This is a genomic window from Subtercola boreus, from assembly GCF_003399645.1.
GTDB lineage: Bacteria > Actinomycetota > Actinomycetes > Actinomycetales > Microbacteriaceae > Subtercola > Subtercola boreus_A.
Window position 1 is genome coordinate 122,764 of the sequence record NZ_NBXD01000002.1, and the last position, 16,339, is coordinate 139,102.

Below are 16,339 nucleotides of genomic sequence, written 5' to 3' on the forward strand. Positions count from 1 at the left end.
AAAAGAATCATGACTGACGAAACACCTCCCGACGACTCCATCGCTCCCGATTCACGCGGCATGACGACCGACCGCATCGAGCAGGTCGATCTCCAGCTCGAGATGCAGCGCTCCTACCTCGACTACGCGATGAGCGTGATCGTCGGTCGTGCGCTGCCCGATGTGCGCGACGGGCTCAAGCCGGTTCACCGCCGTGTCATCTATGCCATGTACGACGGCGGCTACCGTCCTGACCGGGCCTTCTCCAAGTCGGCCCGTGTCGTCGGAGAGGTCATGGGCCAGTTCCATCCGCACGGCGACACCTCCATCTATGACGCGCTGGTGCGTCTGATCCAGCCCTGGAGTCTGCGGTACCCCCTCGCCCTCGGCCAGGGCAACTTCGGTTCGGCCGGCAACGACGGCGCCGCGGCTCCCCGGTACACCGAGACGAAGATGGCTCCCCTCGCGCTCGAGATGGTGCGCGACATCCAAGAGGAGACCGTCGACTTTCAGGACAACTACGACGGCCGCACCCTCGAACCCGTGGTTCTGCCGAGCCGGTTCCCGAACCTCCTCGTCAACGGTTCCGTGGGCATCGCGGTCGGTATGGCCACGAACATCCCGCCCCACAACCTGCGCGAGGTCGTCTCGGGCGCGGTCTGGTGCCTCGAGCACCCGGATGCCACGCGGGAAGAACTGCAGGACGCCCTGATCGGGCTGATCAAGGGGCCCGACTTTCCAACCGGCGCCCAGATCCTCGGGGTGAAGGGCATCCACGACGCCTACCGCACCGGCCGGGGATCGATCACGATGCGCGCCGTGGTCAACGTCGAGGAGCTGCAGGGCCGCACCTGCCTCGTCGTGACCGAACTGCCGTACCAGGTGAACCCCGACAACCTCGCGATCAAGATCGCCGAGCTGGTCAAAGACGGCAAGATCGGTGGCATCGCCGACATCCGCGACGAGACGTCGGGCCGTACTGGCCAGCGCCTCGTCATCGTGTTGAAGCGTGACGCTGTTGCCAAGGTCGTGCTGAACAACCTCTACAAGCACACCTCCCTGCAGGAGAACTTCGGCGCCAACATGCTGGCGATCGTCGACGGTATCCCGCGCACGCTGCCCGTCGACGGGTTCATCACCGAGTGGGTCGCCCACCAGATCGATGTCATCGTTCGGCGCACCCAGTTCCGGTTGCGCCGTGCCGAGGACCGCATGCACATCCTGCGCGGGTATCTGAAGGCCCTGGATGCTCTCGACGACGTGATCGCGCTCATCCGCGCCTCGTCCACTGTCGACGACGCCCGCACGGGCCTGATGAACCTGCTCGAGGTCGACGAGATCCAGGCGGATGCCATCCTCACGATGCAGCTGCGGCGCCTCGCGGCTCTCGAACGACAGAAGATCGTCGACGAGGCGGCCGAACTGCAGGTCGAGATCGACGGCTTCCACGTCATTCTGGGCAGCCCCGAGCGGCAGCGCGAGATCATCATCGACGAGGTCACCGAGATCGCGGCGAAATTCGGCGACGACCGGCGCACCGAGATCATGTTCGGCTTCGACGGCGACATGAACATGGAAGACCTCATCCCTGAAGAGGAGATGGTGGTCACGGTGACGCGCGGCGGCTACATCAAGCGAACCCGCAGTGACAACTACCGCAGCCAGCACCGCGGCGGCAAAGGCGTCAAGGGTGCGCAGCTGCGCGCGGACGACGTCGTCGAGCACTTCTTCGTGACGACCACCCACCACTGGCTGCTGTTCTTCACGAACACGGGCCGCGTGTACCGGGCGAAGGCCTACGAGTTGCAGGAGGCCGGTCGCGATGCGAAGGGCCAGCATGTCGCCAACCTGCTGGCGCTGGCACCCGGCGAGCAGATCGCCCAGATCCTCGACATTCGCGACTACAGAGCTGCGACCTATCTGGTGCTCGCCACGCGCGAGGGCCTGCTCAAGAAGACCGCGCTCAGCGAGTACGACACCAACCGCTCCGGTGGAATCATCGCGATCAACCTCCGGGAGGGCGACGAGCTGGTCTCCGCACTGCTCGTCGAAGAGACGAGCGACGTTCTGCTCGTCTCGAAGAAGGGTATGAGCATCCGGTTCACCGCCTCGAACGAGGCACTTCGCCCGATGGGTCGTTCGACCGCGGGCGTCATCGGAATGAAGTTCAGAGACGACGACTACCTGCTCGACGCCTCAATGGTCTCCGACAACGGCTTCGTGTTCGTCGTCACCGAGGGTGGTTTCGCCAAGCGCACCTCTGTCGACCAGTACCGGCTGCAGGGTCGGGGCGGTCTCGGCATCAAGGTGGCCAAGCTGCAGGATGCCCGTGGTGACCTCGCCGGGTCGCTGATCGTCGAAGAGGAGGACGAGGTCCTGGTGGTTCTTGCCAGTGGCAAGGTGGTACGCTCCTCCGTGGCCGAAGTCCCGGTCAAAGGCCGAGACACCATGGGTGTCGTCTTCGCGCGATTTGCTGAAGACGACCGAATCATCGCACTGGCCAAGAACACCGAACGCACCGTGGTGGAGGAGATTGTCGAGGCGGAGACCGCCGAGGCAGATCCCGACACAGCTTCCACAGATGCTGGAGAGGAAAGCGAAGACCTGTGAGCAACGTAGCGGAGAAACTCGCCAAGAAGTCGTCCCGGCCCGCCCAGACGAAGCAGGTACGCCTGCGCCTGGTGTACATCGACTTCTGGTCGATTCTGAAGCTCTCGTTCCTGTGGTCGATCATCCTCGGCATCATCACGGTGGTGGCCGCCTTCCTGATCTGGTCGCTGCTCAACCAGACCGGGGTCTTCGACTCGGTCAACAAAGTGCTCACCGAGATCGCGGGTACGGGCAGCAACTTCGACATCAACTCCTTCGCATCGCTCGGCCAGGTGATGGGCTTCGCGATCATCGTGGCGATCCTCGACGTGATCGTGATCACGGCGCTCGGCGCCATCGCGGCCGTTCTGTACAACCTCACCGTGAAGATCACAGGTGGAGTGATGCTCGGTTTCACGAACAAGTAGGTTGTGGGTAAGATAGAAAAGTTGCATTCCACGAGTCTGCAACCGCCCAAACGGGGGTATAGCTCAGTTGGTTAGAGCGCTTCACTGATAATGAAGAGGTCCCAGGTTCAAATCCCGGTACCCCCACCACATCCCTCCACGGGGCCTTAGCTCAATTGGTAGAGCGCCTGCTTTGCAAGCAGGAGGTCAGGAGTTCGATTCTCCTAGGCTCCACTCGATCAAAAAATGACCGGCCGGTGGGCCGGTCATTTTTCGTTCGAGCGTCGCTTGGTGTTAATTTTCTGGCTGCGCCGGTCCTTGCCCGGCGCAGCGCGCAGGGCGCGCCGCGCGCGGGCTCCACGCCCTGCGCTTCGCGGCCACCGCCTCTGGTGAGTGGTGGCGATGGTTTTGGCGTGCCGGTGATTGTTGTTCAAGCTCTGTCCGTGGGGACGGAAAAGGCCCGGTCACCGCGAGGTGCCGGGCCTTTATCGGTGTGGTCTAGACAGTGGGGGCGGTGTCGATCTCGTCTTCGCTGATCCAGAGCTCGTCGTCGGCGCGGAAGGTCTGCCAGACGGCGTAACCGATTCCGACGAGTGCGGCCGCTGCGGTGGCGAAGGCCACGTAGGTGCCGACGTGCGACTGCTTCTTGGCGGCCTTCGGGCTCACTTTGGAGATCGCGGTCTTCACCGTCTTGTTGTCGCTGAGACCCACCGCGCCGGCAGCAGAGGCGAGTCCGCCACCGATGGCGGGAAGGACATCGGAGTTGAACTTCGACTTGGCCTGCTCGCCGGCGACCTTCACGTTCGCCAGGTTGCGGGCCGAGACCTTTGCCACCGTGTCGGAGGCGTTCTTCGTCGCGATGCGTACGCGCGGCACGACCTCCTCCTTGGTGTACTCACCGAGTTGAAGAGACGCCTCGCGCGCGACGTGGTTGGCGCGGTCGAGAATTTCCTGCTGGTCATTCCAGAGTCTGTCGGCACTTGAACGCAAGTTCTTGAGCGCCTTCTGGCGTTTACGGGTGGAACTCATCAGAAACCTCCATCGGCTGAGAACGCGGTCGAACCCAATCTTGCCACGCAAATCCGAACCGCCGAACATCGAGACCTGACTATCCTCCTTCTTTACGCTGACCCTTGACTGTGTGCTGCGGCCCATGTGTGAGAATTGAGGCATGGCCAAGCACACCCACGTCGCGACCCTGCACACCAACCTCGGCGACATCTCTGTCAACCTCTTCGGCAACCACGCGCCGCAGACCGTCAAGAACTTCGTCGGTCTCGCCACGGGCGAGCGCGAGTGGACCGACCCGAAGACGGGTGCCGCCACCAGCGCCAAGCTCTACGACGGCAGCGTCTTCCACCGCATCATTCCGGGGTTCATGATCCAGGGCGGAGACCCCCTCGGCAACGGAACCGGTGGTCCCGGCTTTCGATTCAACGATGAGATCAACCCCGAGCTGAACTTCGCCGAGCCGTACATTCTCGCGATGGCCAACGCCGGCATCCAGGGCGGCCAGGGCACGAACGGTTCACAGTTCTTCATCACCGTCGGCCCGACCACGTGGTTGCAGGGCAAGCACACCATCTTCGGTGAGGTGGCCGACGACTCTTCCCGGCGCATCGTCGACAAACTCGCTGCTGTCGCCACAGACTCGTACGACCGCCCCCTCGACGCCATCGTGATCGAGAGCGTCGAGGTCGCCGACGCCTAAGTGCGAATCGAGACACAGCTGCCGCTGACGGAGGTTCGAGCACCATGACCTCCGTTCCGGTGCCCTCGGCCGGCCACTGCTACCGCCATCCCGACCGGCAGAGCTACATCCTGTGCCAGCGCTGCGGCAAGACGGTGTGCCCCGAGTGCTCCGTCCAGGCGGCGGTCGGCGTGCACTGCGTCGACTGTGCCCGCGAGGCGAGCCGCTCCCACCCGTCGAACCGCCGCCCGGCGTACGTTCGGGCGGCGCGATCGCTGACCCGGTCATCCGGAGCACCCGTCGTGACCTACGGCATCATGGCCGTGACGGTGTTCGTCTTCGTGCTCCAGCTTGTTCCTCTGTTGGGCATCACCGACGCACTGCAGTTCGCCGGAGCGTATGTGCAGCCCGACGCTGGTTACGCGGTCGGCCTCGAGCCGTGGCGCATGCTCACGTATGCGCTCGTGCACACCCCCTTCTCCATCAGCTCGCCGTTCACCATCCTGCACATTCTCTTCAACATGTACTCGCTGTACATCTTCGGGCGCATTCTCGAGCCGATGATCGGCCGGTGGCGGTTTCTCGCGCTGTACGTGCTCGCGGCCATCGGCGGGGCCTTCGCCGTCGACCTGCTCAACGACCCGGGCCAGGCTGTCATCGGAGCGTCTGGCGCGATCTTCGGCCTGATGGCCGCGTACTTCATCATTGCCAGGCGGCTGGGCGGCAATACGTCGCAGCTCGTCGTTCTCGTTGTGTTGAACCTCGCGATCGGGTTCTTCGTTCCGGGCATCTCGTGGCAGGCGCACGTCGGTGGCCTCCTCGTCGGAGCGCTGGTCGGCGTCATCTACATTGAAACGCGCAAAAAGCAGCAGCAGTGGATCCAGGCACTGCTGACGGCGGCAGTCTTCGCGGTGATCATCGTCGCCACGGTCGTTCGTTCACTGGTCTGAGTCGGCCGCACAACGTCAGTCGCACTGTGCCAGTCGCACTGTGCCAGCGAGCCGCCGCCAGCGAGCTGCTGAGTTATCCACAGGCTTATGCACATTGGGGATAATTACAGTAGTGTAATTGTCGGTCGTTCTAAGGGCGTGCCGTCTTCGATGTGAGGTTAACGCCAACGGGTCGTCATGAGAAAGCCGATGAAGGCGATACCGAAGCCGATGAGGATGTTCCAGCTGCCCAGGTCGGGAATCGGGAGGACGCCCTGGCTGACGTAGAAGACGATGATCCAGATGAGACCGATGAGCATGAAACCGAACATGACAGGCTTGAACCACACCGGGTTCGGAGCGGACTCATCGCTCGTTCGCTGAACGGCTTGCTGGGAACGGGTCTTTTCGCGGGCCATGCCGACGATCTTAGCTGGGAATACTGGCGGGTTGCAGTATGGCCGCCTTGATACGCTGTGAGTAACTCAGCTTTTCGCAAACCACTTCTTCTAAGATGACCGGCGTGACAGACATATTCTCACTTTCCCCCGATGAGCCCGACGAGGTGCCCGCGGCCAGGGGCGGGCCCGCCTCCGACAAGCGGCCCCGGCAGCACGGGCGGCGGTCCCGCGTGGCACCGGGGCCGCGGCCACGCTCCGTGGTGCGGGGGGTCATCGGGGTGGCTGGCGAACTCCTCATCACGGCGGGGGTTCTGGTGTTCCTCTTCCTGGGTTGGCAGCTGTGGATCCAGGGCATCGCGCTGAACAGCGCGCAAAACAGCGACGCTTCGGGGCTCTCCCAGCAGTGGAACGCCTCGCCCGTCGGACCGGTCGCGCCCGATGGCTCGACAAAGGGGGCCCCGTCGACGGGTGCTCCGCCTGCGGGTACGGTCGACGCATCCGGAGCGTCCCCGGTGGTCATGGCTGCACCGGCAGAGACGAAACAGTTCGCTGTGCTCTACGTGCCGCGGTTCGGTGCAGACTACAAGCGCACCGTTGCCGAGGGCGTCGACGCGAAGGCGGTGCTGAACGCCGGTGGCGCCGGGCACTACGAGACAAGCCAGATGCCGGGTGACATGGGCAACTTCGCCATCGCCGCACACCGCGACGGGTGGGGCAGTCCTTTCATCAAGATCAACGAGCTGCAGATCGGCGACCCCATCTACGTCGAGACACAAGACGGCTGGTACACCTACCGTTACCGCGATACCGAGTACGTCACCCCCGAGGGTGTCGATGTGTTGAGCGCCGTTCCGCAGGTACCGGATGCTGCGCCCACCGATCGGCTGATCACCCTGACCAGCTGCAACCCTCTGTACATCGCCTCCGAGCGCATCATCGCCTACGGGGTACTCGAGTCGTTCACCCCGCGGAGTGCGGGTGCGCCCGCAGAGATCGCAGGCCTCACCGGAAAGGGGGCCTAGCGCGTGTACGGTGCTCTCTGGCGTGGCCTGCCCGGGCCGGTGTGGCTGCGCGTCCTGATGCTGGTCGTTCTGGTGGCGGCTCTGCTGTTCGTTCTGTCGACGTGGGTGTTTCCCTGGGTCGACGGGGTGTTGACCCCGAGCCAACCGGTTACGGTTGATCCATGACCCATGTGCTCGTCATCGACAACTACGACAGCTTCGTCTACACGCTGAACGGGTACCTGCACCAGCTCGGTGCCGAGACCACGGTCGTGCGCAACGACGCCTTCTCCGGTGAAGACGCTGCGGCCGCGATCGAACAGTACGACGCGGTGCTGATCTCCCCGGGGCCGGGCAAACCCTCCGAGGCCGGGGTCTCGGTCGCCGTCGTGCATGCCGCGGTCGAGTCGGCGACACCCCTGCTCGGCGTGTGCCTCGGGCACCAGGCGATCGCCGAGGCGATGGGAGCCACGGTCACGAACGCCGAAGAACTCATGCACGGCAAGACCTCGGTCATCGTGCACGACGGCAGCGCCTTCTACGACGGGGTGAACCAGAACTTCACCGCCACCCGGTACCACTCGCTCGCGGTCGTCGACGGCACGGTGCCCGATTCGCTCGTGGTGACCTCGCGCACCCAGGGAGGCGTCATCATGGGGCTGCGGCACTCGACCGAGCCGGTCTTCGGGGTGCAGTTCCACCCGGAGTCGGTGCTCACCGAGGGGGGCTACCGGATGCTCGCCAACTGGCTCACGGCCGCCGGTCTCGAGTCGGCGCAGCACGCGGCCGACGGGCTCAGCCCGCTCGTTCGGGTCGGTTAGCCCGCTGTCGGCGTGGCTGTCGCTGTCGGCGTCGCTGTCGGTGCCGGGCCGGGCGTACCGCCGCTGCTCGGTCCGGTGCAGTACCGCAGCACGATCCGCGAGCCCTGGGGAGCGTCTCCGGCCGGGATCGACTGGTTGGTGACGATGTTGTCGTCGTTCGACGCACACGAGGGGTCGAGTTCGGCCGCGATGGCGAAGTTCGTGGGCTGAAGCGCCCGCTGGGCCGACTCGAGCGGCATGTTGACGACGTTCGGAACGGTGACGAGCCCGTTCGACACCACGAACGTCACCGTCGATCCGGCGAAGCTCTGGGCACCCGCGGTCGGTGCCGTGCTGATGATGACATCGGCGGGAACGGAGGCCGAGTTCTCCTTCGACGTCGCGCCGATGAGGAGCCCCAGCGCGGTGATCGTGGGTGTCGCCGCCGCGACCGTACTGCCGGCGACGCTCGGCATCGCGACAGGCTTCGGCCCGAGAGAGACGTAGACGCTGACCGTCGTTTTCGGCTGCACCACGGTCAGCGCGACCGGGTCTGTACGGATGACCTGGCCCAGGGGCACCGTCGGATCGTTCACGTCGAACCGCTGGGTCAGGAGGTCGAGTTGCTGAAGCGTCGCGTTCGCGGCGTCGTAGGTCTGCCCCGTGGTCGCCGGGATGATGCGCGAGGCCTCAGGGATGATGTTGGTCTCGCGCAGGGAGAAGACCCAGAACAGAATGGCGATGAGGATGACGGCCACGCTGGCGATGCCGGCCCAGATCCAGATGACGGGTGGCCGCGACTGGGTGCGCACGGCGTAGTCGTCCCCACCGGCGAGCTGGGTGAGTGCGGCATCCGACCCTCCCGTCAGTGTCGGCGGGGCGCCGAACAGGGAGGCCTGGAAGTCTTCGGCGGGCAGACGCTTCGACGGGATCTTGCCCGCGCCGGCGATCTGCAGGTCGACCTTGAAGTCGGCAGCGCTCTGGAAGCGAGCGAACCGGTCTTTCGCCAGGGCGTGTGCGACGACCTGGTCGAGCGCGGGAGAGACCTTCTGGTTGATCGAACTCGGCGCCACAGGGGCTTCGCTGACGTGCTGGTACGCGACGGCTACCGGAGTCTCTCCCCGGAACGGCGCCCGCCCGGTGAGGAGCTCGAACAGCACGATGCCCGTGGAGTAGAGGTCGGTGCGCGCATCGACAGACTCGCCGCGGGCCTGCTCCGGTGAGAAGTACTGGGCCGTTCCGAGGATGGCGGTGGTCTGCGCGACAGTCGCCGAAGAGTCGGAGATCGCGCGGGCGATGCCGAAGTCCATCACCTTCACCTGGCCGGAATTGGTGAGCATGATGTTGCCCGGCTTGATGTCGCGGTGAACGACCCCGGCACGGTGCGAGTACTCGAGGGCGGTCAGGATGCCGTCGGTGATACGAACGGCCTCGGCCGGGTCGACCGGGCCCTGCCTGATCAGATCTTTGAGCAGGATGCCCTGCACGTACTCCATGACGATGAACGGCACGATCTCTTCGCTGCCCCCGGCCTCGGCGACGCGCTCCTCGCCGGCATCGAACACCCGCACGATGGTCGGATGCGCCATGCGCGACACAGCCTGCGCCTCCTGGCGGAAACGGGTGCGAAAGATGGGGTCACCGGCCAGCGACGACTTCAGCAGTTTGATCGCCACCGGGCGCCCCAGCCGTTCGTCGCGGCCGACGTAGACGTTCGACATCCCGCCGCGACCGATGATGTCACCGATGCGGTATCGCCCGGCGAGAAGGCGATTGTCATCGGTCACGGTGTGGCTCCATGGTCGGCTGGCTTCGTGCCAGTGCGGGGGGTCAAGGTGGCGGACGGGGTTGGGGGCTGTTCCGGATGCCCGGCTGCAGGCTCTCGGTGTGGGGCTACTTGGTCGGTGTCGGGGTAGGGGTGATCGTGACCGGGGCGGAGATGTCGAGCGTCAGCGCGGGAGACGAGGCAGACTGCAGCCCGCTCGACGCACCGGTCGCCGTGCAGGTCACTTTGTACGAGATGTTGATCTGCCCTGGTGTCTCCGGTGCGGTGAGGGCTGCGGCCGGTGACGTTCCCGGCTGCACGTTCACCGTGGCGCCGCCCGGGTCGAGGTCATAGCTCGTGAGATTAGTACCCGACGGGCAGCTGTACGCGCCCCACGAGAGTCGGAACTCGGCTCCTGCTGCCACGGTCTTCGGGGTCGACGTCGGGGTGGAGGTGGGTGCCGGCGGGGCGACGGTGTCGCCGTAGACCGTCAGGCTGATGGTGGTTCCCTTGGTGATGTTGCCGACCGGTGACACGGAGTAGACCACGTCGACCAGATCGGTGCTCGGGGCGGCGTTCTTGGTGACCCGCTCTGCGGCCAGGCCCTGGCCCTGCAGGATCTTCGCGGCATCGTCGAACTTCTTGCCCTTCAGGTCGCCCTCTGTCACGACGACCGTGTTCGGGGTCTGCGTGGGAGTGGGCGTCGTGGGCGGTGGAGTGCTGGGTGGAGCCGTGCTCGCGGCGGCCGCGGTGGTGGCGGGGGCGGGGGTGCTGTTCGCGGTCGTCGTGAGGGCGTAGACGGTTCCCGCGAGAACGAGGGCCAGAATGATGATCAGAACGATGAGCGGCCAGAACCACGGGCTGCGTTTTTTCTCGACCTCGCCCTGATCGAGACCGGCGGCGCTGAGGGACGCCGTCGAGGGGCCGTTCAGCGACGCCCCGCTGGCGGTGTTCTGCCCGATGAGCGAGCCGAACGCGGCCCCCGCACCGGCGGCACCCGCGGCACCACGGGCACCGAGCACGGTCGTCGCGGCGGTGGGATCGACGCCGACGCCCGCGGTCGGCATGAGTACCGTCGCTGTGTCGGCGGGGGCCTGCCCGCCGCCGAGGATCGCCGGAACGGCTGCGGCCGCCAGAGCGATGTCGCCCTGGCGCAGGGCGGTCGCCGCGCGTGCGAGCGCCGCTGTGGAGGCCGGACGGTCGACGGGCTTCTTGGCGATGCACGAGAGAACGAGGTTGCGAACAGGTTCGGCGATGGTCACCGGCAGGGGCGGGGGCGCGTCGTTGATCTGGGCCATGGCGATGGCCACCTGCGACTCACCGCTGAAGGGGCGCTTGCCCGCGAGGCACTCGTAGGCGACGATGCCGAGCGAGTAGATGTCGGTGGTCGAGGAGGCCGACTGGCCGCTGGCCTGCTCGGGCGAGAGGTACTGCACGGTGCCCATGACCTGGCCGGTGGCGGTGAGCGGAACCTGGTCGGCGATGCGGGCGATACCGAAGTCGGTGATCTTGACCCGGCCGTCGGGCGTGATGAGCAGGTTGCCCGGCTTGATGTCGCGGTGCACGAGGCCCGCGTTGTGCGCGGCCTGCAGGGCGGATGCGGTCTGCGCCATGATGTCGAGCACGCGGTCGGTCGAGAGCACGTGCTCCCGCTCGAGGATGACCGAGAGGGCTTCGCCCGGAACGAGCTCCATGACGAGGTAGGCGCTGCCCTCTTCCTCTCCGTAGTCGAAGACATTGGCGATGCCCTCGTGGTTGACGAGCGCAGCGTGCCGTGCCTCGGCGCGAAACCGCTCGAGGAAGCCCGGGTCGCCCAGGTACTCGTCTTTCAGGATCTTGATCGCGACGTTGCGGCCGATGACCAGGTCGGTCGCCTGCCAGACCTCTCCCATTCCACCGATCGCGATGCGCGTGGACAGCTCGTACCTTCCCCCGAAGGTGAGCCCTGCTGTGGGTCTCATTTATTCAGCACCGCCTCAAGTACTTTTTTGGCGATCGGTGCAGCAACCTCGTTGCCTGAACCGGATTCGCCTAGTCCGCCGCCATTTTGTACCACTACTGCAACGGCAACCTGAGGGTTGTCTGCAGGAGCGAAACCTGTGAACCAGAGGGTGTACGGATCGCCCGCCCCGTTCTCCGCAGTTCCCGTCTTACCGGCCACTCTGACTCCATCTATTCTTGCATTAGTCGCCGCGCCCGAATTGACCGCCTCGACCATCCACGACGAAAGAGTCGAAGCTGTTATAGAAGTGATCGGTTCGGTCAGCTTCTTCGCTTCGAACTGCTGCAGCACGGTCAGATCGGGTGCCCTGACATCGTCGACGAGGGTCGGCTGCATCACCGTTCCGCCGTTAGCCACAGCCATCGACTGTTCGACGATCTGCATGGGCGAGGACCGCACGCTGGCCTGGCCGAACGACGACAGCGCGAGGGTGGCGTCGTCGGTGATGGGCGGGAACTGGCTCGCCTGGACGGGGATGGGGGAGTCGAACCCGGCGTTGTACCCGTAGGACGCCGCCATGTCGGTCAGTGCCTTGTCGCCGATCTCGACGCCGAGCTCGGCCATCGGGATGTTGCACGACAGCACGAAGGCGACCTTGATACTGACCGTGTCGCCGGGACCGCAGGTGCCGCCCCCCGCATTCTGCACCGTTCGATCACTCTCGGGCAGGAGGTACCGGGCGGGATTGGGCAGTTGGTGATCTTCGGTGAGTCCGGCGTTCTGCAGGGCAGCAGACGAAGTGACGATCTTGAACGTCGAACCGGGCGGGTCGAGGTTGCCGTCCAGCGTGCGGTTGATCAGAGGATTGCCGGAGTCGTTGATGAGAGCGTTGTACTGCTGGATGACCTGGTCGGTGTCGTGCGCGGCGAGGGCATTCGGGTCGTAGTCGGGCTTGGACACCATCGCCAGGATGCGCCCGGTCTTCGGCTCGACAGCGATGACCGCGCCAGTCTGGTCGCCGAGCGCGTCGTAGGCGGCCTGCTGCACCGCGGGGTCGATGGTGAGTTCGACGGACGCGCCCTGCGGGTTCTGGCCGGTGACGATGCTGTTCAGCTGGCTGAGGAACTGCGAGCCCGACGTGCCGCTGAGCTCGTCGTTCAGCGCGCTCTCGATACCGCTCGAGCCCTGGTCGAGAGTGAAGTAGCCCGTGATGGCGCTGTAGAGCGGCCCGTTCGTGTAGGTGCGCTGGTACTTGTACTGATCCGACGACGGCACGCTCTGCGCGATCGGCTGCCCCGCGACGAGGATCGCCCCGCGCTCCTTGGAGTAGCTGTTGTTGATGGTGCGCGCGTTGCGCGAATCATTGGCCAGCGCATCCGCCGAGAAGAACTGGATGGTGGTGACAGAGAGGAAGAGGGCGGCGAACATCGCCAGAATGACGATCGTCACGCGCTTCAGTTCACGGTTCATCGGTCTAGACCACCAGTCTTGGCTGGTTGCGCACGGTATCGGAGAGTCTCAGCAGCAGGGCGACGATGATCCAGTTCGCGACCAGCGACGACCCGCCGGCCGCGAGGAACGGCGTGGTCAGGCCGGTGAGCGGGATGACCCTGGTGACCCCTCCGATGACGATGAAGCACTGCAGGGCGATGACGAACGTGAGACCGATGCCGAGCAGCCGACCGAAGTCGTCGTTGCCGGCGAAGCTGATGCGGAGCCCGCGGGCGATGAACAGCAGGTACAGGGCGAGGATGGCGAAGAGGCCGGCCATACCGAGCTCTTCGCCGAGACTCGCGACGATGTAGTCGCTTTGGGCGAGGGGGGTGATGCTCGGTTGGCCCTGTCCGAGGCCGGTGCCGATCAGCCCGCCATTGGCCAGGCCGAAGAGACCCTGCACGAGCTGGTAGCTGCCGCCGTCGGCGTCGTAGTTGGTCGGGTCGAAGGGGTTCAGCCAGTTCGAGAACCGATCATTCACGTAGACGAGCACCTGGCTCGCGACGAGTGCGCCCCCGAGGAAGAGACCGACTCCCAGAACGACCCAGCTGAGCCGGGCGGTCGCCACGTAGATCATCACGACGAACAGGCCGAAGTAGAGCAGCGCCGTACCGAGGTCGCGCTGGAAGATGATGACCGACATCGAGGCCGCCCAGATGACCAGGATGGGGCCGAGGTCGCGCGCCCGGGGGAACCGCATGCCGAGGAACTTGCGACCGACCGCCGAGAGGCTGTCGCGCCTCGAGACGAGATAGCCCGCGAAGAAGATGGCGAGTGCGATCTTCGCGACCTCGCCCGGCTGGAACGACAGTGGTCCGACGCCGATCCAGACTCGTGCGCCATAGACCTCCTTGCCGATGCCGGGGAGGAGGGGAAGCAGCAGCAGAAGGCCCGAGATCGCCATGAAGACATAGGTGTAGCGCTGCAGCACACGGTGGTTTCGCAGCGCGATGATCACCACGAGGGCTGCAACGATCGCGATCGCGCTCCACACCACCTGCCGCACGGCCGTGCTCTCCCAGCCCACGTTGCCGGGCACCTGCAGGTCGATGCGATAGATCTCGGCGATACCGATCCCGTTCAGCAGTGTCGCAATGGGCAGGATGAATGGATCGGCGTTCGGCGCGACGAACCGCAGCGCGATGTGGGCGCCGACGACCAGTACGGTCAGCCCGGCGCCGAGCAGCGCGACCTGGTTGTAGTCGACGGCACCGGTGGCCCCCAGCTGCACCATGACGACGGCGCCCGCGCTGATCAGGCACGAGAAGAACAGGAGGAAGATCTCGAGGTTCCTGAGTTTCTCGGGCACATGGATGCGCCGAACCGGCCTGTCGGCCGCACTCGTCGTCACCGGGGAATCCGCCACACCGGGCCCGCCGCTAACCACCCGGCACCGTGGCGGCGATGTTCTCCACCGTCGTCTTCGCCGCGTCGATGGAGTCGGCGCTGATCGTGTTCTCCACCTGGGTCTGCATGTAGGCCGGAAGCTGGCTGACACTGATGCCGGTGTCTTCGTAGACGTGTGACAGGGAGACCGGGCCGATGGTCTGCTGAACGCCCTGGTAGATGGCCACGTGGCCGTTCGTCTGGCCGACGAAGTACCGGGTCTGGGTCCACTGGTAGGCCAGCAGCAGCGAGAGGGCGATGGCGATCGCCACGACGATGCTGCCGGCGAGCCAGGTCAGCTTGCGACGGCGGCTGCGGCGACGGTCTTCGTCGATCAACTCGTCGAGGTAGTCGTCGCTCTGCGCCTCGAAGTGCGAGGGCTCGGTGGAACCCGCCGCCCTCGGGTGCAGGCGGAGCCCGGGCATCCGTGTCGCCTTGCGCCCCTGTGCGCCACCGAAGGCGATCGGCCGGGATGCCGCGCCGACGGTCTGGGCGATGTAGGTGCTGCCGGTGAACGACTCGCTGATGTCGACGACCACGACCGTGACGTTGTCGGGTGCACCGTGGTCGAGGCTTGTCTTGACGAGCAGGTCGGCGACCTCCTGGGGCGACGGATGCTCGGCGAGCGTCTGGGCGATGTCGTCGTTCTCGACCACACCGGTCAGCCCGTCGGAGCAGAGCAGCCAGCGGTCGCCCGGGCGGGTGTCCATCACCTGGAGGTCGACATCCGGCGTGGAATCGACGTCGCCCAGCACGCGCATCAGCACCGAGCGGCGCGGATGCACCTTGGCTTCTTCGGCAGTGATGCGACCGTTGTCGACCAGGCGCTGCACAAAGGTGTGGTCGGTGGTGATCTGCGTGAGCTTGCTGTCGCGAAACCGGTAGATGCGTGAGTCTCCGATGTGCGCCAGGGCGACGCTGTGGCCGACCCGCACGAGGGCGGAGAGCGTCGTGCCCATTCCGGTGAGCTCCGGATGTTCGTACACCGCTTCGGCGAGAATGGCGTTGGCGCTCACGATCGCCTCCTGCAGCGCGAACTCGGCATCGACGGCAGAACTGTACTCGCCGTCGATCTCGAGGAGTTTGTTCAGCGCGAGGGCGCTCGCCACGTCTCCGCCGGCATGGCCACCCATCCCGTCGGCGACGGCGAACAACGACTGGCCGGCGTACCCGCTGTCCTGGTTGTTCGAGCGCACTCGGCCGACGTGCGAGACCGCCGCGCTCTCTGTGACCAACGCCATGTCGTGTTCCGCCTAGCGCCGCAGTTCAAAACTGGTCGAACCAATTCTGACCGGGGTGTTCAGGGGTACGGGAGCGGGCTGGGTGATGCGCTTGCCGTCGAGGTAGGTGCCGTTCGTCGAGTCGAGGTCCTGGATGACCCACTCGTTGTTCCAGTTCAGGAGACGGGCGTGATGGGTGGAGGTGTAGTCATCGCGAATGACGACGCTCGAGTCGGTGGAGCGACCGATGGTCAGCGGTTCGACGCCCAGCTCGATCTCGGTGCCCGACTTGGTGCCAGAGGTGATGACCAGTTTGTGGGCGTTGCTGGTGGTGGCTCGCGGATGCACACCCGCACTCGAGCCCTCGAGGGGCGTGAACACCGGAACCTTCGACTGCGGTGCCGGTGTGGGCGGGTGCGAGGGTTCGGGCAGCCGGGTCGCGCTGGCCGCTGCCCCGACGACGACCCCCTGCACCGCGGGAGCGGCCTGGGCGGGGGCTGCTGCTCCGACAGCGGCTGCGGGCGGCGCCGAGGAGCTGCCCGCAGCTCCAGCGGCAGCTGTACCCGACGGGTCGCGCATCTTGCGCACACGCTGGCCGAAAAGGTCGGAGCGCATGGCGTAGACGATCACGAAGACGAAGACCCAGAGCAGTGCGAGAAAACCGAATCGCAGGACCAGGAGGGTGAGTTCGCTCATAGATTCCACCGGAACGCGCCGGGCTCGGGAGGCTGGCGAT

Annotated in this window: 14 protein-coding genes and 2 tRNA genes; 8 read left to right on the plus strand and 8 right to left on the minus strand. The window is 65.5% G+C overall.

Annotated features, from left to right (window positions below; all coding sequences use genetic code 11):
* Window positions 1-9: 9 nt before the first annotated feature.
* The 4 genes from gyrA to B7R24_RS00715 all read left to right on the plus strand — a co-directional run bounded on the left by gyrA (window position 10) and on the right by B7R24_RS00715 (window position 3,209).
* Window positions 10-2,589: a DNA gyrase subunit A gene (gene gyrA, locus B7R24_RS00700; protein ID WP_116417063.1), complete on the plus strand. Its 2,580-nt coding sequence runs from the start codon at window positions 10-12 to the stop codon at window positions 2,587-2,589.
* The gene (locus B7R24_RS00705; protein WP_116417064.1) at window positions 2,586-2,996 is read left to right on the plus strand and encodes a DUF3566 domain-containing protein; all 411 of its coding nucleotides are present in this window, start codon (window positions 2,586-2,588) and stop codon (window positions 2,994-2,996) included. Before gyrA ends, B7R24_RS00705 begins: the two co-directional genes overlap by 4 nt.
* A gap of 52 nt (window positions 2,997-3,048) precedes the next feature.
* Window positions 3,049-3,125, plus strand: a tRNA-Ile gene (locus B7R24_RS00710).
* A gap of 11 nt (window positions 3,126-3,136) precedes the next feature.
* Window positions 3,137-3,209, plus strand: a tRNA-Ala gene (locus B7R24_RS00715).
* 264 nt (window positions 3,210-3,473) lie between these two features.
* Here B7R24_RS00715 and B7R24_RS00720 read toward each other — a convergent pair.
* Window positions 3,474-4,004, minus strand: a complete 531-nt coding sequence (locus B7R24_RS00720; RefSeq protein WP_147303926.1) for a hypothetical protein — start codon at window positions 4,002-4,004, stop codon at window positions 3,474-3,476.
* Window positions 4,005-4,146: 142 nt separating this feature from the next.
* On the opposite strand from B7R24_RS00720, the gene B7R24_RS00725 reads away from it, so the two are divergent.
* Window positions 4,147-4,686 (plus strand): peptidylprolyl isomerase, encoded by a 540-nt coding sequence (locus B7R24_RS00725; protein WP_116417066.1) that lies wholly within the window; start codon window positions 4,147-4,149, stop codon window positions 4,684-4,686.
* A gap of 44 nt (window positions 4,687-4,730) precedes the next feature.
* Window positions 4,731-5,615 (plus strand): rhomboid family intramembrane serine protease, encoded by an 885-nt coding sequence (locus B7R24_RS00730; RefSeq protein WP_116417067.1) that lies wholly within the window; start codon window positions 4,731-4,733, stop codon window positions 5,613-5,615.
* 158 nt (window positions 5,616-5,773) lie between these two features.
* Here B7R24_RS00730 and B7R24_RS00735 read toward each other — a convergent pair whose 3' ends face one another.
* Window positions 5,774-6,013: a cell division protein CrgA gene (locus B7R24_RS00735; protein WP_116417068.1), complete on the minus strand. Its 240-nt coding sequence runs from the start codon at window positions 6,011-6,013 to the stop codon at window positions 5,774-5,776.
* A 104-nt stretch (window positions 6,014-6,117) separates the two neighbouring features.
* Between B7R24_RS00735 and B7R24_RS00740 the strand changes: the two genes are divergently transcribed.
* The gene (locus B7R24_RS00740) at window positions 6,118-7,017 is read left to right on the plus strand and encodes a class E sortase (protein WP_253259182.1); all 900 of its coding nucleotides are present in this window, start codon (window positions 6,118-6,120) and stop codon (window positions 7,015-7,017) included.
* A gap of 161 nt (window positions 7,018-7,178) precedes the next feature.
* A complete protein-coding gene (locus tag B7R24_RS00745; RefSeq protein ID WP_116417070.1) occupies window positions 7,179-7,817 on the plus strand; it encodes an anthranilate synthase component II in 639 nt (212 codons plus the stop codon).
* Here B7R24_RS00745 and pknB read toward each other — a convergent pair.
* From pknB to B7R24_RS00775, 6 genes are all read right to left on the minus strand, one after another.
* Window positions 7,814-9,583 (minus strand): Stk1 family PASTA domain-containing Ser/Thr kinase, encoded by a 1,770-nt coding sequence (pknB, locus tag B7R24_RS00750; protein WP_116417071.1) that lies wholly within the window; start codon window positions 9,581-9,583, stop codon window positions 7,814-7,816. The two genes, B7R24_RS00745 and pknB, sit on opposite strands and share 4 nt — an antisense overlap.
* A 106-nt stretch (window positions 9,584-9,689) precedes the next feature.
* Window positions 9,690-11,522, minus strand: coding sequence for a serine/threonine-protein kinase (locus B7R24_RS00755; protein WP_116417072.1), 1,833 nt, complete (start codon window positions 11,520-11,522; stop codon window positions 9,690-9,692).
* On the minus strand, window positions 11,519-12,973 hold the full coding sequence (locus B7R24_RS00760) for a penicillin-binding transpeptidase domain-containing protein (protein WP_116417073.1): 1,455 nt from the start codon (window positions 12,971-12,973) through the stop codon (window positions 11,519-11,521). Before B7R24_RS00760 ends, B7R24_RS00755 begins: the two co-directional genes overlap by 4 nt.
* A 4-nt stretch (window positions 12,974-12,977) precedes the next feature.
* On the minus strand, window positions 12,978-14,348 hold the full coding sequence (locus tag B7R24_RS00765; protein ID WP_253259183.1) for an FtsW/RodA/SpoVE family cell cycle protein: 1,371 nt from the start codon (window positions 14,346-14,348) through the stop codon (window positions 12,978-12,980).
* Between the two features lie 28 nt (window positions 14,349-14,376).
* Window positions 14,377-15,624, minus strand: a complete 1,248-nt coding sequence (locus tag B7R24_RS00770) for a Stp1/IreP family PP2C-type Ser/Thr phosphatase (protein WP_116417074.1) — start codon at window positions 15,622-15,624, stop codon at window positions 14,377-14,379.
* 12 nt (window positions 15,625-15,636) lie between these two features.
* A complete protein-coding gene (locus tag B7R24_RS00775) occupies window positions 15,637-16,299 on the minus strand; it encodes an FHA domain-containing protein FhaB/FipA (RefSeq protein ID WP_116417075.1) in 663 nt (220 codons plus the stop codon).
* Window positions 16,300-16,339 lie beyond the last annotated feature (40 nt).

What these genes read in the sequence shown, in the direction of transcription:
- B7R24_RS00760 (WP_116417073.1), bottom strand. Translation starts at nt 12,973, where the DNA reads ATGAACCGTGAACTGAAGCGCGTGACGATCGTCATTCTGGCGATGTTC.
- B7R24_RS00720 (WP_147303926.1), bottom strand. Translation starts at nt 4,004, where the DNA reads ATGAGTTCCACCCGTAAACGCCAGAAGGCGCTCAAGAACTTGCGTTCA.
- B7R24_RS00770 (WP_116417074.1), bottom strand. Translation starts at nt 15,624, where the DNA reads ATGGCGTTGGTCACAGAGAGCGCGGCGGTCTCGCACGTCGGCCGAGTG.
- B7R24_RS00755 (WP_116417072.1), bottom strand. Translation starts at nt 11,522, where the DNA reads ATGAGACCCACAGCAGGGCTCACCTTCGGGGGAAGGTACGAGCTGTCC.
- gyrA (WP_116417063.1), top strand. Translation starts at nt 10, where the DNA reads ATGACTGACGAAACACCTCCCGACGACTCCATCGCTCCCGATTCACGC.
- B7R24_RS00745 (WP_116417070.1), top strand. Translation starts at nt 7,179, where the DNA reads ATGACCCATGTGCTCGTCATCGACAACTACGACAGCTTCGTCTACACG.
- B7R24_RS00725 (WP_116417066.1), top strand. Translation starts at nt 4,147, where the DNA reads ATGGCCAAGCACACCCACGTCGCGACCCTGCACACCAACCTCGGCGAC.
- B7R24_RS00730 (WP_116417067.1), top strand. Translation starts at nt 4,731, where the DNA reads ATGACCTCCGTTCCGGTGCCCTCGGCCGGCCACTGCTACCGCCATCCC.
- B7R24_RS00775 (WP_116417075.1), bottom strand. Translation starts at nt 16,299, where the DNA reads ATGAGCGAACTCACCCTCCTGGTCCTGCGATTCGGTTTTCTCGCACTG.
- B7R24_RS00735 (WP_116417068.1), bottom strand. Translation starts at nt 6,013, where the DNA reads ATGGCCCGCGAAAAGACCCGTTCCCAGCAAGCCGTTCAGCGAACGAGC.